Source organism: Mycobacterium sp. E2989, assembly GCF_001667595.1.
Taxonomy (GTDB): Bacteria; Actinomycetota; Actinomycetes; order Mycobacteriales; family Mycobacteriaceae; genus Mycobacterium.
The window spans coordinates 1-23,980 of sequence record NZ_LZJX01000086.1 but is presented as its reverse complement, the minus strand read 5'-3'; the positions used below and the strand labels follow the sequence as shown (position 1 = coordinate 23,980).

Here is a 23,980-nt window from a genome sequence, read left to right as displayed (position 1 = left end):
CATGAGTAAGGTGCCGTTCCTGTCGCGGGCGGCGTTCGCGCGGCTCACCACCCCGACCGCCAGGGCGTGCCTGCGCATGGGGCTGACGCCGGACGCCGTCACGATCCTGGGCACCGTCGTCGCCGTGGCGGGGGCGCTGACGCTGTTCCCGATGGGCAAGCTGTTCGCCGGCACGCTGGTGGTCTGGTTCTTCGTGCTGTTCGACATGCTCGACGGCGCGATGGCCCGCGAGCGCGGGGGCGGCACCCGGTTCGGCGCCGTGCTCGACGCGACCTGCGACCGCGTCAGCGACGGCGCGGTGTTCTGCGGCCTGCTGTGGTGGATCGCGTTCGGCCTGCACGACAAGCCGCTGGTGGTGGCCACCCTGATCTGCCTCGTCACCTCGCAGGTCATCTCCTACATCAAGGCGCGGGCCGAGGCCAGCGGGCTGCGCGGCGACGGCGGCCTCATCGAACGCCCGGAGCGCCTGATCATCGTGCTGGTGGGCGCCGGCGTGTCGGACTTCCCGTTCGTCGCCTGGCCGCCCGCGCTGCCGGTGGCGATGTGGCTGCTGGCGGCGGCCAGCGTCCTCACCTGCCTGCAGCGGCTGCACACGGTGCGGACCTCGCCCGGCGCGACGGAGCGCATGCCGTGATTCCGGGCATGGGTTTGATCTCCGCGCCGCGCCGCCTGGTGTCCGGCACCGCGACCGACTGGACCTACGCGGCCGGCTGGATGGCCGTCCGGGCGATGCCGGAATTCGCCGCGCGCTCCGCGTTCGAGACCGGCGCCCGCTATGCCGCCCGCGGCGGCGGTCCGCAGCAGCTGCGCAAGAACCTGGCCCGCGTCATCGGCGTCACGCCGGCCGAGGTGCCCGACGAGCTGATGCTGGCCTCGCTGGTCTCCTACGCCCGCTACTGGCGGGAGGCGTTTCGCCTGCCGTCGATGGACCTGCGCGCGCTGGCCGGCGAGCTCGACGCCGCTTTCCGGGGGGCCGACAACCTGGACGCGGCGCTGACCACGGGCCGGGGCGCGATCTGCGCGTTGCCGCACAGCGGTAACTGGGACATGGCCGGCGTGTGGTTCACCCAGACGCGCGGCACCTTCACCACCGTCGCGGAACGGCTCGAACCCGAGTCGTTGTACCGGCGCTTCCTGCGCTACCGCGAGAGTCTCGGGTTCCAGGTGCTGCCGCTGTCGGGGGGCGAGCGGCCGGCCTTCGAGGTGCTGTGCGACCGGCTGCGAGACAACCAATTGGTGTGCCTGATGGCCGATCGCGACCTCACCCGCACCGGTGTGCAGGTCGACTTCTTCGGCGAGGCCACCCGGATGCCGGCCGGGCCGGCGAAGCTGGCGATTGCGACCGGTGCGGCGTTGCTGCCGGTGCATTGCTGGTTCGACGGTGATGGCTGGGGGTTCGAGGTGTTCCCGCCGCTGGATTGCAGCGGCGGGGACGTGGCCGCCATCACCCAGGCGCTGGCCGACCAGTTCGCCAAGAACATCGCCGCCTACCCCGAGGACTGGCACATGCTGCAACCGCAGTGGCTGGCCGACCTGTCTGAAGCCAGACAGGCGCGGCTCAGGGAGATCTGATGCGCATCGGGATGGTGTGCCCCTACTCGTTCGACGTGCCGGGCGGGGTGCAGTCGCACGTGCTGCAGCTGGCCGAGGTGATGCGTCAACGCGGGCACGAGGTGAGCGTGCTCGCGCCGTCGTCGCCGCACGCGGTGCTGCCCGAGTACGTCGTCTCCGCCGGCAAGGCCGTCCCCATTCCCTACAACGGCTCGGTGGCCCGGCTGCGGTTCGGCCCGGCGACCCACCGCAAGGTCAAAAAGTGGCTCGCCGAAGGCGATTTCGAGGTCCTGCACCTGCACGAGCCCAACGCGCCGAGCCTGTCGATGCTGGCCCTGAACATCGCCGCGGGGCCGATCGTGGCGACGTTCCACACCTCGACCACGAAGTCGCTGACCCTCACGGTGTTCCAGGGCATCCTGCGGCCGATGCACGAGAAGATCGTCGGCCGGATCGCGGTGTCCGACTTGGCCCGTCGCTGGCAGATGGAGGCGCTGGGGACCGACGCGGTCGAGATCCCCAACGGGGTGGACGTCGACTCGTTCGCCTCGGCGCCACCTTTGGACGGGTACCCGCGGCCGGGCAAGACCGTGCTGTTCCTGGGCCGCTACGACGAGTCCCGCAAGGGCATGCCCGTCCTGCTCGAGGCGCTGCCCGGGGTCCTCGCGCGCTTCCCGGACATCGAGCTGCTCATCGTCGGCCGCGGCGACGAGGACGAATTGCGCGGCCAGGCAGGCGAATTGGTGAAGCACATCCGGTTTTTGGGGCAGGTCGACGACGCCGGGAAGGCGTCGGCGATGCGTAGCGCGGACGTGTACTGCGCGCCCAACCTCGGCGGCGAGAGTTTCGGCATCGTCCTGGTCGAGGCCATGGCGGCCGGCACCGCGGTGGTGGCCAGCGATCTGGACGCGTTCCGGCGCGTGCTGCGCGACGGCGAGGCGGGCTGCCTGGTGCCGGTGGGCGACGGCGCCGCGCTGGCGGATGCCCTGATCGCGGTGCTAGAAAACGATGTGCAGCGCGAACGCTATGTGGCGGCCGGTTCGGCGGCCGTCCAGCGCTACGACTGGTCGGTGGTGGCCAGCCAGATCATGCGGGTCTACGAGACGGTCGCCGCGTCCGGCGCCAAGGTGCAGGTGGCCAGCTGATGACGTGGCTGGTGGTCGCCGTCGCGGTGCTCGTCGCGGTGCTGGCGATCGTCGGCGCCTGGGCGTATCAGACGGCCAACCGGCTGGACCGGTTGCACGTGCGCTACGACCTGTCGTGGCAGGCGCTCGACGGCGCCCTGGCGCGGCGCGCGGTGGTCGCGCGCGCGGTCGCCATCGACGCCTACGGCGGCGCCTCCGAGGGCCGGCGGCTGGCCGCGCTGGCCGACGCCGCCGAGGCCGCGCCGCGGCAGGCGCGGGAGTCCTGCGAGAACGAGCTGTCGGCCGCGCTGGCGATCGTGGATCCGGCGTCGCTGCCGGCGGGGCTGATCGCCGAGCTGGCCGACGCCGAGGCGCGGGTGGTGTTGGCCCGCCGCTTCCACAACGACGCGGTCCGGGACACGCTGGCGCTGGCCGAGCGGCCGCTGGTGCGCCTCTTCCACCTCGGCGGAACCGCCGCGCTGCCCAGCTATTTCGAGATCGTCGAACGGCCCCACGCGTTGGCGCACGGCGACCACGGGGTGCTCAACCACCGCACCTCGGCGCGCGTCGTGCTGCTCGACGAGACCGGCGCCGTCCTGTTGCTGCGCGGTTCGGATCCGGCCATCCCCCGCGCGGACGCGCCGAGGTGGTGGATCACGGTCGGCGGCGAGGTGGGCAAGGGCGAGCGGTTGGCCGAGGCCGCCGCCCGCGAGTTGGCCGAAGAGACCGGGCTGCGGGTCGCACCGGGTGAGATGGTCGGCCCGGTCTGGCGGCGCGACGAGGTGTTCGAGTTCAACGGCTCCCTGATCGACAGCGAAGAGTTCTACTTCGTCTACCGCACCCGGCGGTTCGAGCCGTCCGGCGCGGGCCGAACCGACTTCGAACGCAGCTACATTCACGGCCACCGCTGGTGTGACGCCTCCGACATCGCCCGGCTGGCCGCGGCCGGCGAGACGGTGTACCCGATGCAGCTGCCCGAACTCCTCGGCGACGCGGCCGCGCTGGCGGCCGGCCGGGCGCCGGGGCCGCTGGTGTCGATCCGCTGACGCGCTAGAAGCCGCTGGCCACACCGCTGGGGGCCAGTGGGGGCACGCCGAGCACCAACGGTCCGGCAATTCCGGACGTGACGCCCTGGCCGAGGGAACCGGCCATGGTCACCGGGCCCGGCAACAGCCCGGGCGCGTAGTAGCCAAGGTCGACGAACGGCTTGACGAACGGTTGCAGCAGGTCCGCCAGCGGGTTGCCGAGGATCGGGATCCATCGGATGGGATCCAGCAGCGGCAATTGCGCGGTCTGCATGAAGTAGAAGGTCATGTTGCCCACGTGTTGCTGGATCGCGCCGGCGACCTGCGCGGCCGACAGGAAGGGCATCGTGTGGTGCAGGTCGAAGAACCCGAACAGGGCGTTGAGGTCCGACGGCAGCCACAACCAGTTCGACGGGAAGTTGGCGATCGCGTCGTATTGCAGCGTGAAGATGGACGTCGCGTAGGACGTGGTGAGCGGGGTGGCGAAGTGGAACGCCCCGAAGCCCGGAATGAAGTGCGTCAGGATGCCGCCCATCGGGTTGTTCGGGTCGGCGAGCAGGACGAAGTTCAGCAGATCCTGACTCGGGCGTAGGGCGGCCGGCAGGGCTTGCAGGTAGCGCATTTCCAGGCTGGCGATCGTCGCGCTCTGCGAATAACCAACGACCACAACGTGATTGCCGGCCGCCGTTTGCGTCAGGATCGCGGAGTTCAGCGTGGCCATGCCCTGGTAGACCGACTTGCCGAAGGTCTCGCTACCCAGCCCGGTGATCGGCCAAAACTGTTCGGGCGTACGCAAACTCACCAGGGTGTAGTCGGAGTAATTCTGCGCGAGGTACGCCTGCTGGATCGACGTCATGTACTTCAGGTCCGGCGACGGGTTCCCGGTGCCGCCCATGATCAGCGCGATCTTGTCCGTGCCCGTCGACGACTGCATGGCGGCCGCGTTGGTGGCCTCGGTCTGCGCGTACGCGTTCTTCGCGGTGATCAGGGTTTCCACGAACTGGTTGTGGAACAGTTCCGCCTGCGCGCTGAGCGCCTGGTACTGCTGGGCGTGCGCGTCCAGCATCGTCGCCACGCGCACCGACACCGAATCCGTGGCCGGCGGCAGCACTCCGGTCGTCGGGCCGGCCACGGCCGCGTTCGTCGCCTGCAGCGACGAGCCGATTCCTTGCAGCTCGTCGGCGGCCGTCGCCATCGCGTCGGGTTCGGTGATCACGAACGACATCGGCTCTCCGCCTTACCGACTCAACACCGGGCGCGCCGCCAGGCCTTCGCGTGGTCCGGCGATCGAATGGGAGGCTGCGGCCGTCGCTCGCCCGGGAATTCCCGTCGAGGGCAGGTGGGGCGCGGCGGACGGGCCCGCCGAAACGGGGGTGACCGGGGCGCCGGGCGCCACGGCGGCCGGGGCGGCCGGGGGCGCCGACGGCGCCGCGGCGCCGGCCCAGCTGGAGGGCACGGACAGCGGCCCGATCGAACCGGCCCGGCCCGCGCTCGCCGAGACGACGCGGCCGGCGAGCTGGGCGGTGACGGGGCTGGGGGCGCCCATGCCCGGGCTGGCGGTGGACGCCAGGACCGGATCCATGGCCGGGACGGTGCCGGCGCTGCCCAGCAGCGGGTTGGTGCTGGACATCAGCTGGCCCATCACCGTGTTCATCGGCTCCATCGCGAACTGCGCGGGCGTCGAAAGCATCTGCAGCTGCGTCATCGGGTTCATCAGTTGCTGGGTCAGCGACTGGCTCAGCGCCTGGAGCAGTTCCTGGCCGAAGGAGGTGAACTGCGGGGTGGGCAGGCTCGTCAGGGTGAGGGGTGGGCTGGTGAACGGCGTCCAGGTCGCCTCGGCCGCCGTGACGCTGGCGTCGTAGGCGGTCATCGCGGCCACGTCCTGGGCCCACATCTCGGCGTACTGGGCTTCGGTCGCCGCGATCGCCGCGGTGTTCTGCCCCAGGATGTTGGTGGCGATCAGCGACATCAGCAGCGCCCGGTTGGCCGCGATCACCTCCGGCGGCACCGTCGCGGTGAACGCCACCTCGAACGCCGCGGCCGACAACCGGGTCTGGTTGGCCACCAGCTCCGCCTGCCCCGACGTCGCGGTCAGCCACTGCACGTACGGGGCGGCGGCCGAGGCCATCGTCATCGAGGCGGGGCCCTGCCACACGCCACCGGTCAGCGTCGAGACCGTCAACTCGAAGGAACTCGCCGCGGACGCCAACTGCGCGGACAACGCGTCCCACGCCGCCGAAGCCGCCCACATCGTCCCCGAACGAGGCCCCGCATACATCCGCGCCGAATTGATTTCCGGCGGCAACAGCACGTAATCCGGCAACACCCGAGACCTCTTCTCGGCCGACCGCCTCGGCCGGTGTGACCACGGTTGCCCACCCAGAATCCACACCAGCAGCAACGGTCTCGCAAATAGCTGACGCAATTTTTAACACAATGTGACGCTCGTCGCAGGCGCTTGGCGGGACTGATGGAAGCGGAGGGAAAACCGGTTTGTTTCCACCACTAGAGTGGAAGCGCGATGGTCGAGGAGAGCGGGAGCTAGTGGAGAGCGGCGGACAGTCCAACCAGGCCAACCAGACGGGAACGGCGCGGGTCAAACGCGGCATGGCCGAGATGCTCAAGGGCGGCGTCATCATGGACGTGGTCACCCCGGAGCAGGCCCGGATCGCCGAGGGCGCCGGCGCCGTCGCGGTGATGGCGCTGGAGCGGGTGCCCGCCGACATTCGCGCCCAGGGCGGCGTGTCGCGGATGAGCGACCCCGACATGATCGAGGGCATCATTTCCGCGGTCACCATCCCGGTGATGGCCAAGGCGCGGATCGGGCATTTCGTCGAGGCGCAGATCCTGCAGAGCCTCGGGGTGGACTACGTCGACGAGTCCGAGGTGCTGACCCCCGCCGACTACACCCACCACATCGACAAGTGGAAGTTCACCGTGCCGTTCGTGTGCGGGGCGACCAACCTGGGCGAGGCCCTGCGACGCATCAGCGAGGGCGCGGCCATGATCCGGTCCAAGGGCGAGGCCGGCACCGGCGACGTCTCCAACGCGACCACCCACATGCGGGCGATCGGCGGCGAGATCCGCCGGCTGACGTCGCTCTCTGAGGACGAATTGTTCGTCGCCGCAAAGGAATTGCGCGCCCCCTACGACCTCGTCGTCGAGGTGGCCCGGGCGGGCAAGCTGCCCGTCACCCTGTTCACCGCGGGCGGCATCGCCACCCCCGCGGACGCGGCGATGATGATGCAACTGGGCGCCGAGGGCGTGTTCGTCGGCTCCGGCATCTTCAAGTCGGGCGACCCCGCGCAGCGCGCCGCCGCGATCGTCAAGGCCACCACGTTCTACGACGACCCCGACGTGCTGGCCAAGGTCTCGCGCGGCCTGGGCGAGGCGATGGTCGGCATCAACGTCGAGCAGATCGCGCAGCCCCATCGCCTGGCCGAGCGTGGCTGGTAAGCCTAGGGCTATTGGTGGCAATCGAAGAGATCCTTGATCTCGAGCAACTCGAGGTCAACATCTACCGCGGTCGGGTGTTCAGCCCGGAGTCGGGATATTTCCAGCGCACGTTCGGCGGCCACGTGGCGGGGCAGTCGCTGGTCTCGGCGGTGCGCACGGTCGACCCGCGTTACCAGGTGCACTCGCTGCACGGCTACTTCCTGCGGCCCGGGGACGCCAACGAGCCGACGGTCTTCATCGTCGAGCGCACCCGCGACGGCGGTTCGTTCGCCACCCGGCGCGTCAACGCGATTCAGCACGGCGAAATCATCTTCAGCATGGGGGCGTCCTTCCAGACCGATCAGGAGGGCATCCACCACCAGGACGTCATGCCCGCCGCGCCGCCCCCCGACGGGCTGCCCGGCCTGGACTCGATCAAGGTGTTCGACGACGCCGGGTTCAAGCAGTTCGAGGAGTGGGACGTCTGCATCGTGCCGCGCGACCGGCTGCAACTGTCGCCGGGCAAGGCCTCCCAGCAGCAGGTATGGTTCCGCCACCGCGACCCGCTGCCGGATGACCCGGTGCTGCACATCTGCGCGCTGGCCTACATGAGCGACCTCACGCTGTTGGGATCGGCGCAGGTCAACCACCTCGACGTCCGCCAGCACCTGCAGGTGGCGTCCCTGGATCACGCGATGTGGTTCATGCGGGCCTTCCGGGCCGACGAGTGGCTGCTCTACGACCAGTCGTCGCCGTCGGCCAGCGGCGGGCGGTCGCTGTGCCAGGGCAAGATCTTCACCCAGTCCGGTGAGATGGTGGCGGCGGTGATGCAGGAGGGGCTGACCCGCTTCGACCGCGAGTTTCAGCCGACCGGGCAGTGAGCGCGCCGCGCATCGGCGTGCTGGCGCTGCAGGGAGACACCCGCGAGCACCTGGCCGCGCTGCGCGAAGCCGGCGCCGAGGCGACGCCGGTGCGGCGGCGCGCCGAGCTCGAGAAGGCCGACGGGCTGGTCATTCCCGGTGGGGAGTCCACCACCATCAGCCACCTGCTGCTCGAACTCGACCTGCTGGAGCCGTTGCGCGGTCTGCTGGCCGACGGGCTGCCCGCGTACGGCGCGTGCGCCGGGATGATCCTGCTGGCCAGCGAGATCCTGGATGCCGGCGCGGGCGGCCGGGAGGCGCTGCCGTTGCGGGCCATCGATATGACCGTGCGGCGCAACGCCTTTGGGCGGCAGGTCGACTCCTTCGAGGGCGACATACCGTTCGCCGGCCTGGACGGTCCGGTGCGCGCGGTGTTCATCCGCGCGCCCTGGGTGGAGCGGGCCGGTGCGGACGTGCAGGTGCTGGCCGAGGCGTCCGGGCACACGGTCGCGGTGCGCCAGGGCGCGAAGCTGGCGACGGCGTTTCACCCGGAGATGACCGGCGACCGCCGCGTCCACCGGCTCTTCGTCGACATCGTCAACGGCGTCGCCTGACGGCCGCCTCGGCTCCTCTCGTGGGGCCTTGCACCCGATGCGCAGCGCCCGGGCCGTCGGGCGTCGGCGCCCACGTAGACTCGTCTGGCGAACTTTTACAAGACAGAAGAGGTAAGAGACACCGATGAGCGGCCATTCCAAGTGGGCCACCACCAAGCACCAAAAGGCCGTCAAGGACGCGCGCCGAGGCAAGGAGTTCGCCCGGCTGATCAAGAACATCGAGGTCGCCGCCCGTACCGGCGGCGGGGACCCGGCGGGCAACCCGACGCTGTACGACGCCATCCAGAAGGCGAAGAAGACCTCGGTGCCCAACGACAACATCGAGCGCGCCCGCAAGCGCGGCGCGGGCGAGGAAGCCGGCGGGGCCGACTACCAGACGATCATGTACGAGGGCTACGGACCCAACGGCGTGGCGGTGCTGATCGAGTGCCTGACCGACAACCGCAACCGCGCGGCCGGTGAGGTCCGGGTGGCGGTGACCCGCAACGGCGGCACGATGGCGGACCCCGGCTCGGTGTCGTACCTGTTCACCCGCAAGGGCGTCGTGACGCTGGAGAAGAACGGGCTCACCGAGGACGACGTGCTGACGGCCGTCCTCGACGCCGGCGCCGAGGACGTCAACGACCTCGGTGAGAGCTTCGAAATCATTTCGGAGCCAACGGATCTCGTCGCGGTGCGGACGGCGTTGCAGGACGCCGGCATCGACTACGAGTCCGCCGAGGCCAGCTTCCAGCCGTCGGTCAGCGTGCCGGTGGACGTGGACGGCGCCCGGAAGGTGTTCAAGCTCGTCGACGCGCTGGAGGACAGCGACGACGTGCAGAACGTGTGGACCAACGTCGACCTGTCCGACGAGGTGCTGGCCGCCCTCGACGAGGAGTAGGCCGCCCCGCTAGTCGTCGATCGCAAGCGCGGCGCAGAGCGCCGGGCGAAGCGGGTCGGCGCCATCAGATCTAGTCGTATCCGTGCCGCATGTCCTCGACGATGCGGGGATTGTCCAGCGTCGACGGCTCGAGCGGGCGGGGGCGGGTGTCGTCGGGAAACACCATGGCGGCGTCGAGCACGTGCTGGTTGAGGAAGCGCAGCGCCGGCGCGTTGGGCGGCACGGTGGGCGTGGGCGCGCTGCCGCCGCGGCGCGCCAGCGCGAAACCCCAGTCACCGAACGTCGGCACGTACACGTGGTAGGGCGTCGCGGCGTAGCCGGCCGTGCGGATTGACGAGACTGTGCGCCAGAACGCCGTCTGCGTGGAGAACGGGCTGCCCGCCTGCACGACCATCAGCCCGTCGGCGGCGAGCGCCCGCCCGACCAGCCCGTAGAACTCGGTCGAATACAGCCGGCCCAGGACCGGGGTGTCGGGGTCGGGCAGGTCCACGATGATCGCGTCGAAGCCCCCGGGCGGGACGACGTCGGGGTGCGGCGAGCGCAACCACCGCATCGCGTCGTCGATCACCACCTTGACCCGCGGGCTATCCAGCGAACCGCCGTTCGCCCCGCGCATGGTGGTGCGCGCCAGCTGGATCACCGCGGGGTCGAGTTCCACCTGCACGATCCTCGTGATGCCCGGCTGCCGCAGCAGCTCGCGGGCCACCAGCCCGTCGCCGCCGCCGAGGACGAGGACCGAGCGCGCGCCCGCCCCGAGCGCGGGGTAGACCAGGCTCTCGGTGTAGCGGTACTCGTCGCGGGTGGAGAACTGCAGGCCCCCGTCCAGGTACAGGCGCATGTCGTTGCCGCGCTGGGTGATGACGATCTCCTGATAGGCCGAGTGCTGGTAGGCGATGATCGGGTCGGCGTAAAGCCGTTGGCGGCTCGTCGTCTCGATGTCGGCCGACCGTGCGAGCAGCGTGGCCAGCAACGCGAGGGCGGCGGCCAGCGCGCACAGCGCGGTCGCCAGCTGGCGGGGCGAAAAGACTTGGCGCAGCACGAAAATGGCGACCACGGCCGCGGCGAGCAGGTTGACGATGCCGGTGGCCGCCGCGCCGCGGATCATGCCCAGCTGCGGCAGCAGCAGGAACGGCCACACCAACCCGCCCAGCAGCGCGCCGAGGTAGTCGGCCGCGTTGAGGTTGGCCAGCGTCCGGCCGGTGTCGGGCGCCTCGGACGTGCGCCCCTGTTGCAGCATCGTCATCAGCAGCGGCACCTCGGCGCCGACCAGCCCCCCGATCAGGGCCGTGCCCAACGCCAGCATCCACATCGACTCGTCGTCGATGAACGCGAACACCGTGTACAGCGCCGCGGCGGACAGGCCGCCGACGATGCTGAGCAGCACCTCGACCGCGATGAACGTGACGGCCGCGTGCGCCAGCAGCGGCTTGACCACCAGGGCGCCCACCCCGAGCGCGGCGATGTAGCCGGCGACGATCAGTGAGGTGGCGACGATGCCGCCGCCGTTGAGGCTCGCGGCCAGCGTCAGCAGCGCGAGTTCGTAGATGATGCCGGACGCCGCGCAGGCCGCGACGGCGGCCAGCAGCACGGCCCGCCACCGCCCCGAGAACGCCGTCGATGCGACCGGCGCCGGCGTGCGGCTGTCCGTGGCGGTCATGAGATGGCGGCGGCGATCACTCCTCCGACCGCCACCAGCATGGTCGCAGTGGCGAACGCGGCCGGGTGCAGCTCCGGCTCGTCGACGTGCTCGCGAAACTTGCCGGGCACCGCGATCTGCAGGATCAACAGCGCCCCGCCCTGCAACAGCACGCCCACCAACCCGTACACCGCCACGCCGACGAGTCCCTGCCCCAGCTGGCTGTAGCTGCTCGCGATCGCGCTGATGATGACGATGGCGAGCGCGATGTACATGGCCGACGCGAGAACCACGGCGTTGGGCCGCTTGTCGATGAATACCAGCTGGCGCAGGTTTCCGGGCGTGAGGACGTCCACCATCAGGAAGCCCGCGATCAGGACGACGACGCCGACCGCGAAGTACAGCACGACGGCGACCACGCCCTGGGTGATGGTGCTGAAGTTGGTGGCTCCGAAATCGAGCGCGAGGTACATGGTTGTCTCCTTTGCGATACCGGCTGGGTCACTTAACTCCGCCCGGGCCACCCGGACTGCCCCCCGCGCCGCCCGAGGGGGAGCCGGGTGTGAATCCGGGGCCGAGAAAGATGAAGGCGCCGTGGCTGTATCCGCCGCTGAGGCCTTCCAGGCGGATGCTGCAGGGGTGACTGCCGTCGGGCCCGATCGTCACGATGTTGTTGCTGTAGCGCAGGTATTCGTTGTCGCCGTTGGCCGCACGCGCCTCGGGGGCCTGATACTCCGCGAGCGTGTCGGCCACGTCGTCGGCCGATCCGCTGCACTCGTAACGCGTCCCGTTCGCGTCGTGGGCGTACTCGTGATAGTGGCTGGCGATGTAGGACCCAATGTTCTTGTTCAGCAACATGATTCCGGGCACCAGGCAGGCGATTGCGGCGACGGCCAGCACACCGGCGATCACGAACAGGCGGTTGCGGCTCACGGATGCCACCGACTGGTGGTGTGCACGACCATCCCGCCGCTGCCGGCCGGATACAGGTGCCAGGTCCGCCAGTGCCAACCGGCGCCGTCGGGTTCGGCGGCCAGCGCGGTCAGCGCGGCGTCGTCACCGGGGAAAGAGCCACCGAGCCAACCCTTTTCCCGCGCGCAACGGTCACGCAGGTCGCGCGCCATGCGGCGGAAGGTGCCCTCGTCGTACTTGTCGACGTGGGATTCCAGGACATAGCCGGGCGCGGCGGTGCGCTCCGGCAGATCGACGCCGAGCCCGCGCGCGGTGCACGAAACCTCCTCGGAGAACCGGCCCGCGGCGTGCTCGACCGTGACGACGTGCGACGCGCCGAGCACGCCGAGCAGCAGCGCTCCGCCGTCGGGGTGGCCTAGGAGACAGGTCGCCAGCGGCGGCGGCGCGGGCGCGTTGAGGGCGAGCCCGAGCTTCTGCCCGGACACGTCCGAAGGAGCCACGGCGAGCTGATGAAACGGCACCGACGCGTCCCTAGGGGGAGGAGGGCGGGGGCGCCGGATACACGGTCAGCTCGCCGGTCAGCACGGGCTTGCCGGTGGAGACCTCCCACGGCATGCCCGGCGCCCAGCGCTCGAACGACAGCAGCACGGACTCGTCGGCGTTGGCGCAGTCGACGAACTCCATCTCGCCGCCCGCCGGCAGGCCCGTGGTGCCCTCGGTGGTGAACGAGGCGCGACCGCGCTCGGATTCGTGGAACGTCACCCCGTCGACGACGTACTGCTCGCCCGGCTGCAGCGTGACGTCCTTGCGGCTGACCCACATGGCCAGCTTGAGGCGCCCGTCGTCCTCTTCGACGCTGAACCAGATCGGCTGGTCGCCGCCCTCCAGCAGGTGCTCCCACCACACGAACGGGCCCTCGCGGTAGGTCACCGACCCGCGCACCACGTAGTCGATCCCGCCGTAGCTGACGATGGCGCCGGGGCCGAGCTGGCGGGGGCCGAATTCCGGCATCGCGTTGAACGAGAGGGGATCGGTGCGGCCGCGCGGCGGCCCCGGTTGCTTGGGCCGCCGCAAAGCGATGATCAGCACCACGATGGACGCGATGAACAGCACGATCGCGATAATGACCAGGAGTGATCCCACGCGAAACCTTCCGTTGCCACATGGCTTGAGCGAACGTGGGCTAAAGCTAACAGCTTTTGGGCCGGTTCGGCGTTGCAACGTGCCGACGCGGGAATTGGCGGCGCCGCCGCGTGTCGTCCGCGGGGCCGTCGGTCCCGGCCGCTAGGGTATCGAACAGCTGTTCTAGAGGTGGGAGCGGGCAATGCGCGTATTGGGCGTCGACCCCGGGCTGACCCGATGCGGGCTGTCGGTGGTGGAAAGCGGGCGCGGGCGCAGCGTGGTCGCCCTCGACGTCGACGTGGTGCGCACCCCGTCGGACGCGCCCCTGGCCAAACGGCTCCTGGCCATCAGCGACGCCGTCGACCATTGGCTGGCCACGCACCAACCCGACGTGGTGGCCATCGAGCGGGTGTTCTCCCAACTCAACGTGACGACGGTGATGGGCACCGCGCAGGCCGGCGGCGTGGTGGCGCTGGCGGCGGCCAAGCGCGGCATCGACGTGCACTTCCACACCCCCAGCGAGGTCAAGGCCGCGGTGACCGGCAACGGCGCCGCCGACAAGGCGCAGGTCACCGCCATGGTCACCAAAATCCTTGCGCTGCAAGCCAAGCCGACACCGGCCGACGCCGCCGACGCGCTGGCCCTGGCGATCTGTCACTGCTGGCGGGCGCCGATGATGGCCCGGATGGCCGCGGCCGAGGCGCTGGCCGAACAGCAGCGGCACAAGTATCTGGCCAAGCTGAAGGCGGCGCGATGATCGCCTCGGTGCGCGGTGAGGTGCTCGAGGTGGCGCTCGATCACGCGGTCATCGAGGCCGCCGGCGTCGGGTACCGGGTGAACGCGACACCGTCGACGCTGGCGACCCTGCGCACCGGCGGCGAGGCGCGGCTGATCACCGCGATGGTGGTCCGCGAGGACTCGATGACGCTGTACGGGTTCACCGACACCGACACCCGCGACCTGTTTCTCACGCTGCTGACGGTGTCGGGCGTGGGCCCGCGGCTGGCGATGGCGACGCTGGCGGTTCACGACGCGTCGGCGCTGCGGCAGGTGCTGCACGACAGCGACGTGGCCGCGCTGACCCGGGTGCCCGGGATCGGCAAGCGCGGCGCCGAACGGATGGTGCTCGAGCTGCGGGACAAGGTCGGTGCGGCGGGTGCGACCGGGGGCGCAACCGTGGTGAACGGGCACGCGGTGCGCGGTCCGGTGGTGGAGGCGCTGGTCGGCCTGGGCTTCGCCGCCAAGCAGGCCGAGGAAGCCACCGACAAGGTGCTGGCCGCCGAACAGGACACGACGACGTCCGGCGCGCTGCGCGCCGCCCTGTCGCTGCTGGGTAAGTCCCGATGACCGGCCCCGACGACTACGCCGACCGCGAGCTGTCCCCGGCGCTGGCCGTCGGGGAGGGCGACATCGACGTCAGCCTGCGCCCGCGATCGCTGCGCGAGTTCATCGGCCAACCCCGCGTCCGCGAACAGCTGCAGCTGGTGATCGAGGGGGCCAAGAACCGCGGCGGCACACCGGATCACATCCTGCTGTCGGGCCCGCCGGGGCTGGGCAAGACGTCGCTGGCCATGATCATCGCGGCCGAACTCGGCTCGTCGCTGCGGGTGACGTCCGGTCCGGCGCTCGAACGCGCCGGCGACCTGGCCGCCATGCTGTCCAACCTGGTCGAGCACGACGTGCTGTTCATCGACGAGATCCACCGCATCGCGCGGCCCGCCGAGGAGATGCTCTACCTGGCGATGGAGGACTTCCGGGTCGACGTGGTGGTCGGCAAGGGTCCGGGGGCGACGTCCATCCCCCTCGAGGTGGCGCCCTTCACGCTGGTCGGCGCGACCACCCGCTCCGGCGCGCTGACCGGCCCGCTGCGCGACCGGTTCGGCTTCACCGCGCACATGGACTTCTACGAGCCCGACGAGCTGGAGCGGGTGCTGGCCCGCTCCGCGGGCATCCTCGGCATCGAGCTCGGGGCCGAGGCGGCCGAGGAGATCGCCCGGCGCTCGCGCGGGACGCCGCGCATCGCCAACCGGCTGCTGCGCCGGGTCCGCGACTTCGCGGAGGTGCGGGCCGACGGGGTGATCACCCGCGACGTGGCCAAATCCGCGCTGGCGGTCTACGACGTCGACGAACTGGGCCTGGACCGGCTGGACCGGGCGGTGCTGTCGGCACTGACCCGCAGTTTCGGCGGCGGCCCGGTCGGCGTGTCGACGCTGGCGGTGGCCGTGGGCGAGGAGGCCACCACCGTCGAGGAGGTGTGCGAGCCGTTCCTGGTGCGCGCCGGGATGGTCGCGCGCACACCGCGCGGCCGCGTGGCGACCGCGCAGGCGTGGACGCACCTCGGCATGAGCCCGCCGGCGGGGGCCGTCGGCCTGGGACAACCCGGCCTGTTCGACTAGCGGCGAGCCGTCGCGGCCAAATCGTGACCTTTGAGCCGTCCTCGCGGTCGGTTATTCGTCGGCGCCGTCGGGTAACCAAGCTCACAGCAGCGATACCTAAGGAGATTCTGATGAGGACCAGGCGCTACGACTACGACCGCCCTCGAGCGCTGTACATGCCGCGTTCCCGCGGCGCGCTGACCGGGCTACTGCTGATTATCTTGGGCGCCTGGGGCGCCCTGGTGCCCTTCTTCGGGCCCAACATCGACTGGGCCTACATGTCTGACCCGGCGTGGACGTGGACCACGGCCAAGGGTTGGCTCGAGGTGCTTCCGGGGGCCGCGACGGCCCTCGGTGGCCTGCTGGTGCTCCTGTCCGGCAACCGCGCCAGCGCCGTGCTCGGCGGCTGGCTGGCGGTCGCGGGCGGCGCCTGGTTCGTGGTCGGTCGCGCGTTCGCGTCGACCCTGGGCATCGGCGACGTCGGTTCGCCGGTGGCGTCGACGGACCTGAAGCGAGCCCTGCTCGAGGTCACCTACTTCACCGGGCTGGGCGCCCTGATCGTGTTCCTGGGCGGGGCCGCCGTGGCGCGCGTGGCCGTGCGGCATGCGCGTGACGTCGTGGCGCGGGAACCCGCCGCGGTGGCAGCCGCGCCTGCGGGCGAACCGGCGATGTACGACGAAACGCGCGGACCGGTCGCGGCGCGGACCGACCGGGTGGCGGCCGAGCCCGAGGCGGGGGAACGCACCGGGCGTGGCCTGTTCGGTCGACGCACCGGCGGCGGCCTGTTCCACCGCCACCACCACGCCGGCGTCTAGTCGGTAACACCTACGGCGGGAGGCGCCGGTAGCCCATGGCTACCGGCGCCATTTCGCGTCGGGGGCGGTCCGGGCGCCCGCGGGTGGGTAAAGTCACCCGCGCCGAGACGCAGGCCTCGAACCGCGAGGAGGAGCGATGATCACTGCCGGGCTGGTATTCGCCGCGCTGGCGGCTTTACTGCACGTCTACATCTTTGTGATGGAATCGTTGACCTGGACCTCGCCACGCACCCGTGCCACCTTCGGCACCACGGCCGAGGAGGCCGAGACCACCAAGCTGCTCGCTTTCAACCAGGGGTTCTACAACCTGTTCCTGGCGGTGGTCACCGGGGTGGGCATCGCGGCAATTGCGTTGCGCCACAACGCCGTTGGAGCGGCGCTGATTTTCGCCGGCGTCGGCTCCATGGCGGCGGCCGCGGTGGTTTTGCTGCTGTCGGCCCGCGACAAAGCGCGGGCCGCGGTCACGCAGGGCGCCTTCCCGGCCATCGCGGTCGTGCTGCTGCTGATCGGACTTCAGCAGTAACACCAGTCTCACCAGCCCCAAAAGGCCGCGGGGAACGGTGCTTTCGGGGCGGCCCTGGGTTACACGCGCAACCCGCCGGGTACCCACCCCGGGCCGGAAATAGGCCCGGTATTCAACGAGGGGAAATCATGAAATACGCAGAAGACGGCCAGACCCGCGGGCTGAGCATGCCGCGTTCGCGTGGCGCGGTCAGCGGATTGCTCCTGGTCATTTTGGGAGCTTGGGGGGCGTTAATACCGTTTGTCGGACCGCGCTTCAATTTCGCGTACACGCCCGACCGGGAGTGGGCGTGGAGCACGGCTCGAGGGTGGCTCGAGGTCCTGCCTGGAGCGGTGACCGTGCTGGGCGGTCTGTTGCTGATCGTCGCCGGGAACCGCGTGGCGGCGATGCTGGGCGGTTGGCTGGCGGTGTTGGCCGGCGCCTGGTTCGTCGTGGGCGGTCAGTTCGCGCCGGTGCTGGGCATCGGCTCCGCCGGTGACCCGGTCGCCGCCACCGACCGCAAGCGCGCGGTTCTCGAGGTCACCTATTTCTCTGGACTGGGCGCGCTGATCATCTTCGTGGGTGGCATGGTGCTGGCCCGCACGGCCGTGCGCCTGGCGCGCGACGTGCGGCCGCCGGCGCCGGCGGAAGCCGTGCCGGCCGTCGAGCCGTACCGGGAATCGGCCTACGAGCCCGCCGAGGTTTCCTCGAGCGCGCTGACCAAGCCGCGCACGGCTTCCGACCCGCAGCCGAAGCGGGGATGGCGTCGCGAGCGTTCGACGTCGGGCGCCAACGCCGCGTACCTGCGCTGGCCGCATCCCCAGCAATAACTCGCACACAAAAGAGCAATCGCCCAGTCCCCGCGGGGACTGGGCGATTGCTTTTCTGCGCTTACAGCAGTCCGAGCAACTGCAGGTCGGTGATGTACTTGACGATGACCGGCGCCGAGACATGTGGAATGTCTTTGTCGGGGCCGATTTTCGCCTCCTGCACCGCGGCGCGGAAGCGGTCGGTCGGTGCCATCGAACCGTTGATCGGCTTCTCGGGTTCCTGGTAGTTGTGCAGCAGCGGCAGCAGCGAGTACTGGCGCTGGCGCTCGGGCAGGCCGCGCATCGTGCCCTCGAACCGCCGCAGCCATTCGCCGTAGTCGGCGATGCGCTGGATCCCGTAGCCGGCTTCGATCAACCAGTCGACGTACTCGTCGAGACCGATGCCGTCGTCGTACGGGTTCATCACGTGGTAGGTCTGGAACCCGTCGCCTTGAGGGATGTTGTCGAGCACCTGCGTTCCCAGCGTCGAGATCGCGGCGGCGATGAACTCGACCGGCAGGCCGTCGTAGTGCGACCGCTGACGGTTGCCGTCGGCGTCCAGCTCGTAGAACGAACCGGGCGCGACACCGGTGGCCACCAGGCTCAGCATCAACCGGGTGAACATGTCCGGCAGGTTGAGCTGTCCGGCGTAGGTGGTGTCGGCCAGGATCATGTCGCACCGGAACACCGCGACGGGCAGGCCGCACAGGTCGTGCGCCTCGCGCAGCAGCACCTCGCCGGCCCACTTGCTGTTGCCGTAGCCGTTGGCGTAGTTGTCGTTGATCGCGCGGGTGGCGCTGATCTGCCGGATGTCGGCGTCCTCGACGAATTGACCGGGCTTGATCTGGTCACCGACGCCGATCGTCGACACGTAGGTGTACGGCTTCAGCTTGGTGGTGAGCGCGATCCGGATCAGTTCGGCGGTGCCCAGCGCGTTGGGACCGAACAGCTCGCTGTACGGCAGCACGTGGTTGACGAGGGCCGCCGGGTCGACGATCAGGTCGACGGTGTCGGCCAGCCGCTGCCAGGTCTGCGCATCCAGGCCGAGATTGGCCTCGCCCTTGTCCCCGGCGATGACCTCCAGGTGGTCGGCGGCCAGTTCCTGGTAGTGCGCCAGCAACTTCGGGTCGCCGCTATCGAAGGTGTTGTCCAGCCGGGCGCGCGCCTCCTCGTCGGACTTGGCCCGCACCAGGGCGATCACCTTGCCGTCCACCATGTCCATGCGCTCGAGCCATTCCAGCGCGAGGTAGCGGCCCAGGAAGCCGGTCGCGCCGGTCAGCAGCACCGTGCGCACCTCGGCGGCGGGCCCGGGCAGGCCGGGCGCCGCGGCCAGCGTCTCGGCCTCGAGGAACTTGTCCAGGGTGAGGTCGGCCGCGTGCACCTCGGTCGCCCCGCGTCCGTGCACGGCGGCGAAGGTGGGCCGCTTGGTGCCCTGGCGCTCGCCCTCGATGTAGTTGGCGATGGCCTGCAGGTCGCTGGCGGGGCTGACGATCACGCCGACCGGGACGTCGATGTCGAAGATCTCGCGCAGCAGGTTCCCAAACGTCAACGCCGACAAGGAGTCTCCACCCAGGTCGGTGAAATGGGCGTCGGGGGTCAGCTCGGTGCTCGCCGTGCCCAGCATGGCCGCGGCGGCCCGGGTCACGGTCTGCAGCACGGGCGCGTTCGCGCCGTTGCGCCGCAGCTCGGCGAGCTCGTTGGCCTGGCCCTCGGCCAGCTCGGCGTAGAGCCGCTCGAGCCGCTCGCCGTAGTGCTGCTTGAGCTTCGGCCACGCCAGCTTGCGGATCCCGGTCAGCAAGCCGTTCTCCAGGCTGAACGGGGTGGTCTCGATGATGAAGTCGCGCGGCACCTCGTAGGACTGCAGCCCGGCCTGACGCGCGACGTGCTGCAGCGAGTCGGCGATCCTGGGCTTCAGCGACTCCAGGTCGCCGCCGGCCAGGGCCTCCTCGGTCGGCACCACGACCGCCAGCAGGTAGGGCTGCGCGCTGTTGCCGTAGACGTAGATCTGGCGCACCAGCGGGCTGTTGCCGAATTCGGCCTCCAGCTTGGCCAGGGTGACGAACTCGCCCTGCGCCAGCTTCAGCACGTTGTTGCGGCGGTCGACGTACACCAGCTTGTCGGGCGCGATCTCGGCGAAGACGTCGCCGGTCCGGTAGTAGCCGTCCTCGTCGAACACGTTCGCGGTGGTCTCGGCCCGCTTGTAGTAGCCGGGGAACATGTTCTCGGTCCGCAGCAGCAGCTCGCCGCGCGGGTACGGCCGGTCGGTGCTGAAGTAACCCAGGTCCGGCACGTCGACGAGCTTGTAGTCGACGACCGGCGGGCGCTGGATCTCGCCGTCGAACAACACCATTCCGGCCTCGGTCGACCCGTAGCCGTCCATCAGGTGCATCTCGAGCAGGGACTCGACCCAGCTGCGCAACTCCGGGGAGGTGGGCGCGGAGCCGGTCATCGCGAAGATGAACCGCCCGCCCAGCAGGTACTGGCGCTGCTCGGCCAGCACCTCGGCCGCCACAGCCTCGCGGGCCTCCGGGCCCGCATCGCCCTCGGCCAGCCGCCGTTCCACCTGGCGCTGGAATTCGCCGAACAGGGTCTCCCAGATGCGCGGCACGAAGTTGAGCTCGGTGGGCCGCACCAGCTCGAGGTCCTCGAGCAGCGTCGAGAGGTCGCTCTTGGCCGCGAAGTAGGCGGTGCCGCCGTTGCCCAGGGTGCCGTACAGGATGCCGCGGCCCATGACGTGGCTCATCGGCATGAAGTTGAGGGTGATTGACGCCGCGCTCTCGCCGAACCAGTTCCTGCTGCCCCGGCGCCAGATCTTGGCCACATTGCTCTGCGGGTACATCGCGCCCTTGGGGGCGCCGGTGCTGCCGGAGGTGTAGATCAACAGGGCCAGCGGGTCGGCTTCGTCGCTGGTGGGCAGCGGCGTGTCGGGCAGCGCGCGGCCGCGCTCGAGCGCCTCGGCCAGCGTCTCGACGGCCACGCCGGCGTCCGCCAGCCGGGTGCGCGCGCTCGCCACGGCCTCGCGCTCGTCGTCGACCTCCGGGTGGTGGTCGAACACCACCAGCTTCGCGGGCCGGTGTCCGCTCAGGATGAGCTCGACGGCGTCGGGCAGCTGGTTCGCGCTCGCCGCGATCACGGTGGGCTCGGTCTCGGTCACGATCGGCTGCAGGGAGGTCAGCGACGCGCTGGTCTGCAGCGGGACCGACACCGCGCTGATGGTGGCCAGCGCCATGTCGATGGTGGCGTAGTCGAGGCTGTTGAAGCCCAGCACGCAGACCCGGTCACCGACACGGACCTCGTCGTTGGCCCAGGCGCGGCCGAGCGCCGCCACCCGGTCGCCGAGCTGTCCGTAGGTGATGGTCTCGAAGCGGGGGAGCAGCTCCAGCCGCGTGCGCCCGCTCGCCGGGTCCGTGACGAACTCGACCTCGCGGTGCGCCAGCGCCGGACGGTCGGCGTACCCGTCGAGCACGGTCCGGATGACCTGGGGGAGCCGAAGGCCGGGCTGTTCGAGCGCCGCTTCGATCGCCGGGTTGGGGCGGGCGGCGGCGAACTGCGGGTCGGTGGCGGTGAGGTCGTCGATACGGCGGTCGAGCCGCTCGTCGGTGTTGATGGTCGACATAAGCAATTCCCTTGCAATGAAAGTTATTAGTCAGTTTGGCGACGATGCGCTGACCATTAAAACGTTAGCTAAAGTAACGTTATTCCACCATGGGCCCGCCCCGCCGAAGGTGTGAGATTGCCCACCCGGGCCGGTCGAGCCCCGGGCCTTACACTTCGCGAAGCAGCCGGCCGAGAATGTCGAGCCCCTCGTTCAGCAGGTCGTCGCTGATGGTCAGCGGCGGCAGCAGCCGGATGATGTTGCCGAACATGCCGCAGGTCAACACCACCACTCCCGCCGCGTGCGCCGCGGTGGAGAGCTTTTGCGTCAGTTCCGCGTCGGGCTCCGCGGTTCCCGACTTCACCAGCTCGATGGCGATCATGGCGCCCCGACCGCGCACATCGCCGATCCGGTCATCACCGGCCTGCAGACGCAACAACGGTTCGGTGATCAACCGTTCCAGCTGTCGCGCCCGCTCGATCAGTCCGTCACTTTCGATCGTGGTGATGGTGGCCAGTGCCGCAGCACAAGCGATTGGGTTACCGCCGAATGTGCCGCCCAAACCGCCGACGTGCGACGCGTCCATGATTTCCGCGCGGCCGGTGACCGCCGACAACGGCAGCCCGTCGGCGATGCCCTTGGCGGTGCAGATCAGGTCGGGCTCGATGCCGTCGTGCTCGCAGGCGAACATCGCGCCGGTGCGCGCGAACCCGGTCTGCACCTCGTCGGCGATGAACACCACGTCGTTGTTCCGGCACCAGTCGAGCAGGGCGGGCAGGAAGCCCTCGGCGGGCACGATGAATCCGCCCTCACCGGCGATGGGTTCGATGATGACGGCGGCGAGGCTGTCGGCGCCGACCTGGGTCTCGATCACGTCGATCGCCCGGGCGGCGGCCTTCTCCCCGTCGGTGGCGAGCTCCTTGTCCACCAGGCCGTCCCGGTAGGGGTAGGACACGGGGGCTCGATAGACCTCCGGCGCGAACGGGCCGAAGCCGCTCTTGTACGGCTTGGATTTGGCGGTCAACGCCATCGCCAGGTTGGTGCGGCCGTGGTAGGCGTGATTGAACGCGACGACGGCGGGCTTGCGGGTGTAGGCCCGGGCCACCTTGACGGCGTTCTCGACCGCCTCGGCGCCGGAATTGAACAGCACCGAACGCTTTTCGCCGGAGCCCGGGGTGATCCGGTTGAGCTGCTCGGCGACGGCGACGTACTGCTCGTACGGCGCGACCATGAAACAGGTGTGGGTGAACTCGGCGACCTGGGCCTGGACGGCCTCCACCACCCGCGGCGAGGAATTGCCGATGGTGGTCACCGCGATGCCGGACGCCAGGTCGATGAGCCGGTTGCCGTCGACGTCCTCGATGATGCCGCCGAAGGCGCGAGCCACGAACACCGGCAAGGACACGTTCACGCCGTGGGATACCGCGGCGGCGCGGCGTTTGGTCAGTTCCAGCGAAGCGGGACCGGGGATTTCGGTGACCAGCTGACGAGTCTGCTCGAGGCCGGCCACGATTTTCTCCTCACCGCGGCGCGCCTGTCACGTCGCTCCCCAAGCCTATCCGGCCACGCGCCGCCCAGCCCCTCGTGCACCGGGGCGCTCGGAGGCGACCTGCGGCAATGGCACACTGGCCGTTACGAGGTGTGCGGCCCGCGGGTCGTCCCTGGCCCCAATGGCCTCCAGTGCCAGTACGACGCCACTACGAAAAGACAGGCCCGTTCATGGAAAGTTTGATTCTGTTCCTGCCCTTCCTGCTCATCATGGGCGGGTTCATGTACTTCGCGTCGCGGCGCCAGAAGCGCGCGATGCAGGCCACCATCGACCTGCACGAGTCGCTGCAGGCCGGCGACCGTGTGCACACCACGTCGGGTCTTCAGGCCACCGTCGTCGCGATCACGGACGACACCGTCGACCTCGAGATCGCGCCCGGGGTCGTGACCACCTGGATGAAGCTGGCCATCCGCGACCGGATCCTGCCCGACGACGAGGACCTGGCCGACGGCGACGACGCCGACGACTTGGCCGACTCCGACTCCCCGGTGACCAAGGATTCCTGACCGCTTGCGCGAGGCGCGTCTCGGCGACACTAGGCTCTGTCCGGGGTAAGAACCGATACTCGAGGAGATAGAAGGAACGTGGCATCGTCTTCGGCGCCGGTGCACCCTGCCCGCTACCTGTCCGCTTTCCTGCTGCTGCTCGTCGGCGTCTATCTGCTGGTGTTTCTGACCGGGGACAAGCGCGCCGCCCCCAAGCTCGGCATCGACCTGCAGGGCGGTACTCGCGTCACGCTGACCGCGCGCACCCCTGACGGCTCGCGGCCCAGCCGCGACGCGCTGGCCCAGGCGCAGCAGATCATCAGCGCGCGCGTCAACGGGCTGGGCGTCTCCGGTTCGGAGGTCGTGGTCGACGGCGACAACTTGGTGATCACCGTCCCCGGGAACGACGGCAACGAGGCCCGCAACCTGGGCCAGACCGCCCGGCTGTACATCCGCCCGGTGCTGAACTCGATGCCGGCGCAGGCGGCCCAGCCCAAGCCCCCGCAGGCGCCGCCGCCCGGGCAGCCCGCGCCCGGCCAGGCGCCACCGCCGGGACAGGCGCCGCCGCCGGGACAGGCGCCGCCGCCGGGCCAGGCGCCGCCGCCGGGACAGGCGCCGCCGCCGGGACAGCCCGCCGAAGTCTCGAAGAGGTAGGCGGTGTCCGCGATCGCGAAACCCACCAGCCCGGCGA

At 70.2% G+C, this 23,980-nt stretch carries 24 protein-coding genes and 1 pseudogene; 16 read left to right on the top strand and 9 right to left on the bottom strand.

Annotated features, from left to right (window positions below; translation table 11 throughout):
- Nucleotide 1 precedes the first annotated feature (1 nt).
- Genes pgsA through A5680_RS15090 form a run of 4 tightly spaced genes read left to right on the top strand, consistent with a single transcriptional unit; the run spans nucleotide 2 to nucleotide 3,721 of the window.
- Nucleotides 2-634 carry a phosphatidylinositol phosphate synthase gene (pgsA, locus tag A5680_RS15105; protein ID WP_055400849.1) on the top strand — a complete coding sequence of 211 codons (633 nt, stop codon included), beginning with the start codon at nucleotides 2-4 and terminating at the stop codon, nucleotides 632-634.
- Nucleotides 635-642: 8 nt separating this feature from the next.
- Entirely contained in the window at nucleotides 643-1,572 is a 930-nt protein-coding gene (locus A5680_RS15100) for a phosphatidylinositol mannoside acyltransferase (RefSeq protein ID WP_067820590.1), read from the top strand.
- Nucleotides 1,572-2,696, top strand: coding sequence for a glycosyltransferase family 4 protein (locus A5680_RS15095; RefSeq protein WP_055400854.1), 1,125 nt, complete (start codon nucleotides 1,572-1,574; stop codon nucleotides 2,694-2,696). Before A5680_RS15100 ends, A5680_RS15095 begins: the two co-directional genes overlap by 1 nt.
- Complete coding sequence (locus A5680_RS15090; RefSeq protein ID WP_067820587.1) at nucleotides 2,696-3,721, top strand: NUDIX hydrolase; 1,026 nt, start codon at nucleotides 2,696-2,698, stop codon at nucleotides 3,719-3,721. The genes A5680_RS15095 and A5680_RS15090 overlap by 1 nt, the downstream gene beginning before the upstream one ends.
- A 4-nt stretch (nucleotides 3,722-3,725) precedes the next feature.
- On the opposite strand, the gene A5680_RS15085 is transcribed toward A5680_RS15090, so the two are convergent.
- Nucleotides 3,726-4,925 carry a PE-PPE domain-containing protein gene (locus A5680_RS15085; RefSeq protein WP_055400858.1) on the bottom strand — a complete coding sequence of 400 codons (1,200 nt, stop codon included), beginning with the start codon at nucleotides 4,923-4,925 and terminating at the stop codon, nucleotides 3,726-3,728.
- A gap of 12 nt (nucleotides 4,926-4,937) precedes the next feature.
- Complete coding sequence (locus tag A5680_RS15080) at nucleotides 4,938-6,026, bottom strand: PPE family protein (RefSeq protein ID WP_082970381.1); 1,089 nt, start codon at nucleotides 6,024-6,026, stop codon at nucleotides 4,938-4,940.
- Between the two features lie 218 nt (nucleotides 6,027-6,244).
- Here A5680_RS15080 and pdxS point away from each other — a divergent pair, with 218 nt between their 5' ends.
- From pdxS to A5680_RS15055, 4 genes are all read left to right on the top strand, one after another.
- On the top strand, nucleotides 6,245-7,156 hold the full coding sequence (pdxS, locus tag A5680_RS15070) for a pyridoxal 5'-phosphate synthase lyase subunit PdxS (RefSeq protein WP_067820578.1): 912 nt from the start codon (nucleotides 6,245-6,247) through the stop codon (nucleotides 7,154-7,156).
- A gap of 14 nt (nucleotides 7,157-7,170) precedes the next feature.
- Nucleotides 7,171-8,016, top strand: a complete 846-nt coding sequence (tesB, locus tag A5680_RS15065; RefSeq protein ID WP_055400944.1) for an acyl-CoA thioesterase II — start codon at nucleotides 7,171-7,173, stop codon at nucleotides 8,014-8,016.
- Complete coding sequence (gene pdxT / locus A5680_RS15060; protein WP_055400864.1) at nucleotides 8,013-8,609, top strand: pyridoxal 5'-phosphate synthase glutaminase subunit PdxT; 597 nt, start codon at nucleotides 8,013-8,015, stop codon at nucleotides 8,607-8,609. The genes tesB and pdxT overlap by 4 nt, the downstream gene beginning before the upstream one ends.
- A gap of 124 nt (nucleotides 8,610-8,733) precedes the next feature.
- Complete coding sequence (locus A5680_RS15055) at nucleotides 8,734-9,489, top strand: YebC/PmpR family DNA-binding transcriptional regulator (RefSeq protein ID WP_067205682.1); 756 nt, start codon at nucleotides 8,734-8,736, stop codon at nucleotides 9,487-9,489.
- Between the two features lie 70 nt (nucleotides 9,490-9,559).
- Here the strand turns inward: A5680_RS15055 and A5680_RS15050 are convergent, their stop codons facing one another.
- Genes A5680_RS15050 through A5680_RS15030 form a run of 5 tightly spaced genes read right to left on the bottom strand, consistent with a single transcriptional unit; the run spans nucleotide 9,560 to nucleotide 13,180 of the window.
- Nucleotides 9,560-11,146 (bottom strand): polyamine aminopropyltransferase, encoded by a 1,587-nt coding sequence (locus A5680_RS15050; RefSeq protein WP_067820575.1) that lies wholly within the window; start codon nucleotides 11,144-11,146, stop codon nucleotides 9,560-9,562.
- A complete protein-coding gene (locus A5680_RS15045; RefSeq protein ID WP_055400870.1) occupies nucleotides 11,143-11,598 on the bottom strand; it encodes a DUF350 domain-containing protein in 456 nt (151 codons plus the stop codon). The genes A5680_RS15050 and A5680_RS15045 overlap by 4 nt, the downstream gene beginning before the upstream one ends.
- 28 nt (nucleotides 11,599-11,626) lie before the next feature.
- Nucleotides 11,627-12,058 (bottom strand): DUF4247 domain-containing protein, encoded by a 432-nt coding sequence (locus tag A5680_RS15040; protein WP_055400874.1) that lies wholly within the window; start codon nucleotides 12,056-12,058, stop codon nucleotides 11,627-11,629.
- Nucleotides 12,055-12,558, bottom strand: a complete 504-nt coding sequence (locus A5680_RS15035; RefSeq protein ID WP_067820572.1) for a DUF2617 family protein — start codon at nucleotides 12,556-12,558, stop codon at nucleotides 12,055-12,057. The genes A5680_RS15040 and A5680_RS15035 overlap by 4 nt, the downstream gene beginning before the upstream one ends.
- A gap of 10 nt (nucleotides 12,559-12,568) precedes the next feature.
- Nucleotides 12,569-13,180, bottom strand: coding sequence for a DUF4178 domain-containing protein (locus tag A5680_RS15030; RefSeq protein WP_055400878.1), 612 nt, complete (start codon nucleotides 13,178-13,180; stop codon nucleotides 12,569-12,571).
- A gap of 181 nt (nucleotides 13,181-13,361) precedes the next feature.
- Here A5680_RS15030 and ruvC point away from each other — a divergent pair, with 181 nt between their 5' ends.
- The 6 genes from ruvC to A5680_RS15000 all read left to right on the top strand — a co-directional run bounded on the left by ruvC (nucleotide 13,362) and on the right by A5680_RS15000 (nucleotide 17,681).
- Nucleotides 13,362-13,916, top strand: coding sequence for a crossover junction endodeoxyribonuclease RuvC (ruvC, locus tag A5680_RS15025; protein ID WP_055400880.1), 555 nt, complete (start codon nucleotides 13,362-13,364; stop codon nucleotides 13,914-13,916).
- Nucleotides 13,913-14,506, top strand: coding sequence for a Holliday junction branch migration protein RuvA (gene ruvA, locus A5680_RS15020; RefSeq protein ID WP_067820569.1), 594 nt, complete (start codon nucleotides 13,913-13,915; stop codon nucleotides 14,504-14,506). The genes ruvC and ruvA overlap by 4 nt, the downstream gene beginning before the upstream one ends.
- The gene (ruvB, locus tag A5680_RS15015; RefSeq protein ID WP_055400884.1) at nucleotides 14,503-15,555 is read left to right on the top strand and encodes a Holliday junction branch migration DNA helicase RuvB; all 1,053 of its coding nucleotides are present in this window, start codon (nucleotides 14,503-14,505) and stop codon (nucleotides 15,553-15,555) included. The genes ruvA and ruvB overlap by 4 nt, the downstream gene beginning before the upstream one ends.
- 110 nt (nucleotides 15,556-15,665) lie before the next feature.
- Nucleotides 15,666-16,349: a hypothetical protein gene (locus A5680_RS15010; RefSeq protein WP_055400886.1), complete on the top strand. Its 684-nt coding sequence runs from the start codon at nucleotides 15,666-15,668 to the stop codon at nucleotides 16,347-16,349.
- 136 nt (nucleotides 16,350-16,485) lie between these two features.
- The gene (locus A5680_RS15005; protein WP_067820566.1) at nucleotides 16,486-16,872 is read left to right on the top strand and encodes a DUF1304 domain-containing protein; all 387 of its coding nucleotides are present in this window, start codon (nucleotides 16,486-16,488) and stop codon (nucleotides 16,870-16,872) included.
- A gap of 128 nt (nucleotides 16,873-17,000) precedes the next feature.
- Complete coding sequence (locus tag A5680_RS15000; RefSeq protein ID WP_067820563.1) at nucleotides 17,001-17,681, top strand: hypothetical protein; 681 nt, start codon at nucleotides 17,001-17,003, stop codon at nucleotides 17,679-17,681.
- Nucleotides 17,682-17,742: 61 nt separating this feature from the next.
- Here A5680_RS15000 and car read toward each other — a convergent pair whose 3' ends face one another.
- Together car and gabT are read right to left on the bottom strand one after the other, a co-directional pair.
- A complete protein-coding gene (gene car / locus A5680_RS14995; RefSeq protein WP_067820560.1) occupies nucleotides 17,743-21,276 on the bottom strand; it encodes a carboxylic acid reductase in 3,534 nt (1,177 codons plus the stop codon).
- Between the two features lie 148 nt (nucleotides 21,277-21,424).
- Nucleotides 21,425-22,765: a 4-aminobutyrate--2-oxoglutarate transaminase gene (gene gabT, locus A5680_RS14990; RefSeq protein WP_067820557.1), complete on the bottom strand. Its 1,341-nt coding sequence runs from the start codon at nucleotides 22,763-22,765 to the stop codon at nucleotides 21,425-21,427.
- Nucleotides 22,766-22,974: 209 nt separating this feature from the next.
- Here gabT and yajC point away from each other — a divergent pair, with 209 nt between their 5' ends.
- Both yajC and A5680_RS14980 read left to right on the top strand, forming a co-directional pair.
- Nucleotides 22,975-23,310 carry a preprotein translocase subunit YajC gene (yajC, locus tag A5680_RS14985; protein WP_055400896.1) on the top strand — a complete coding sequence of 112 codons (336 nt, stop codon included), beginning with the start codon at nucleotides 22,975-22,977 and terminating at the stop codon, nucleotides 23,308-23,310.
- A gap of 78 nt (nucleotides 23,311-23,388) precedes the next feature.
- Nucleotides 23,389-23,928 (top strand): annotated as a pseudogene (locus A5680_RS14980) (protein translocase subunit SecD); the annotation flags it as partial.
- Between the last annotated feature and the right edge of the window lie 52 nt (nucleotides 23,929-23,980).

Bases quoted from the DNA above. Each gene is read 5' to 3' on its own strand.
- pgsA (WP_055400849.1), top strand. From the start codon at position 2: ATGAGTAAGGTGCCGTTCCTGTCGCGGGCGGCGTTCGCGCGGCTCACC.
- A5680_RS15100 (WP_067820590.1), top strand. From the start codon at position 643: ATGGGTTTGATCTCCGCGCCGCGCCGCCTGGTGTCCGGCACCGCGACC.
- A5680_RS15095 (WP_055400854.1), top strand. From the start codon at position 1,572: ATGCGCATCGGGATGGTGTGCCCCTACTCGTTCGACGTGCCGGGCGGG.
- A5680_RS15090 (WP_067820587.1), top strand. From the start codon at position 2,696: ATGACGTGGCTGGTGGTCGCCGTCGCGGTGCTCGTCGCGGTGCTGGCG.
- A5680_RS15085 (WP_055400858.1), bottom strand. From the start codon at position 4,925: ATGTCGTTCGTGATCACCGAACCCGACGCGATGGCGACGGCCGCCGAC.
- A5680_RS15055 (WP_067205682.1), top strand. From the start codon at position 8,734: ATGAGCGGCCATTCCAAGTGGGCCACCACCAAGCACCAAAAGGCCGTC.
- A5680_RS15050 (WP_067820575.1), bottom strand. From the start codon at position 11,146: ATGACCGCCACGGACAGCCGCACGCCGGCGCCGGTCGCATCGACGGCG.
- A5680_RS15045 (WP_055400870.1), bottom strand. From the start codon at position 11,598: ATGTACCTCGCGCTCGATTTCGGAGCCACCAACTTCAGCACCATCACC.
- ruvC (WP_055400880.1), top strand. From the start codon at position 13,362: ATGCGCGTATTGGGCGTCGACCCCGGGCTGACCCGATGCGGGCTGTCG.
- ruvA (WP_067820569.1), top strand. From the start codon at position 13,913: ATGATCGCCTCGGTGCGCGGTGAGGTGCTCGAGGTGGCGCTCGATCAC.
- ruvB (WP_055400884.1), top strand. From the start codon at position 14,503: ATGACCGGCCCCGACGACTACGCCGACCGCGAGCTGTCCCCGGCGCTG.
- A5680_RS15010 (WP_055400886.1), top strand. From the start codon at position 15,666: ATGAGGACCAGGCGCTACGACTACGACCGCCCTCGAGCGCTGTACATG.
- A5680_RS15005 (WP_067820566.1), top strand. From the start codon at position 16,486: ATGATCACTGCCGGGCTGGTATTCGCCGCGCTGGCGGCTTTACTGCAC.
- A5680_RS15000 (WP_067820563.1), top strand. From the start codon at position 17,001: ATGAAATACGCAGAAGACGGCCAGACCCGCGGGCTGAGCATGCCGCGT.
- car (WP_067820560.1), bottom strand. From the start codon at position 21,276: ATGTCGACCATCAACACCGACGAGCGGCTCGACCGCCGTATCGACGAC.
- yajC (WP_055400896.1), top strand. From the start codon at position 22,975: ATGGAAAGTTTGATTCTGTTCCTGCCCTTCCTGCTCATCATGGGCGGG.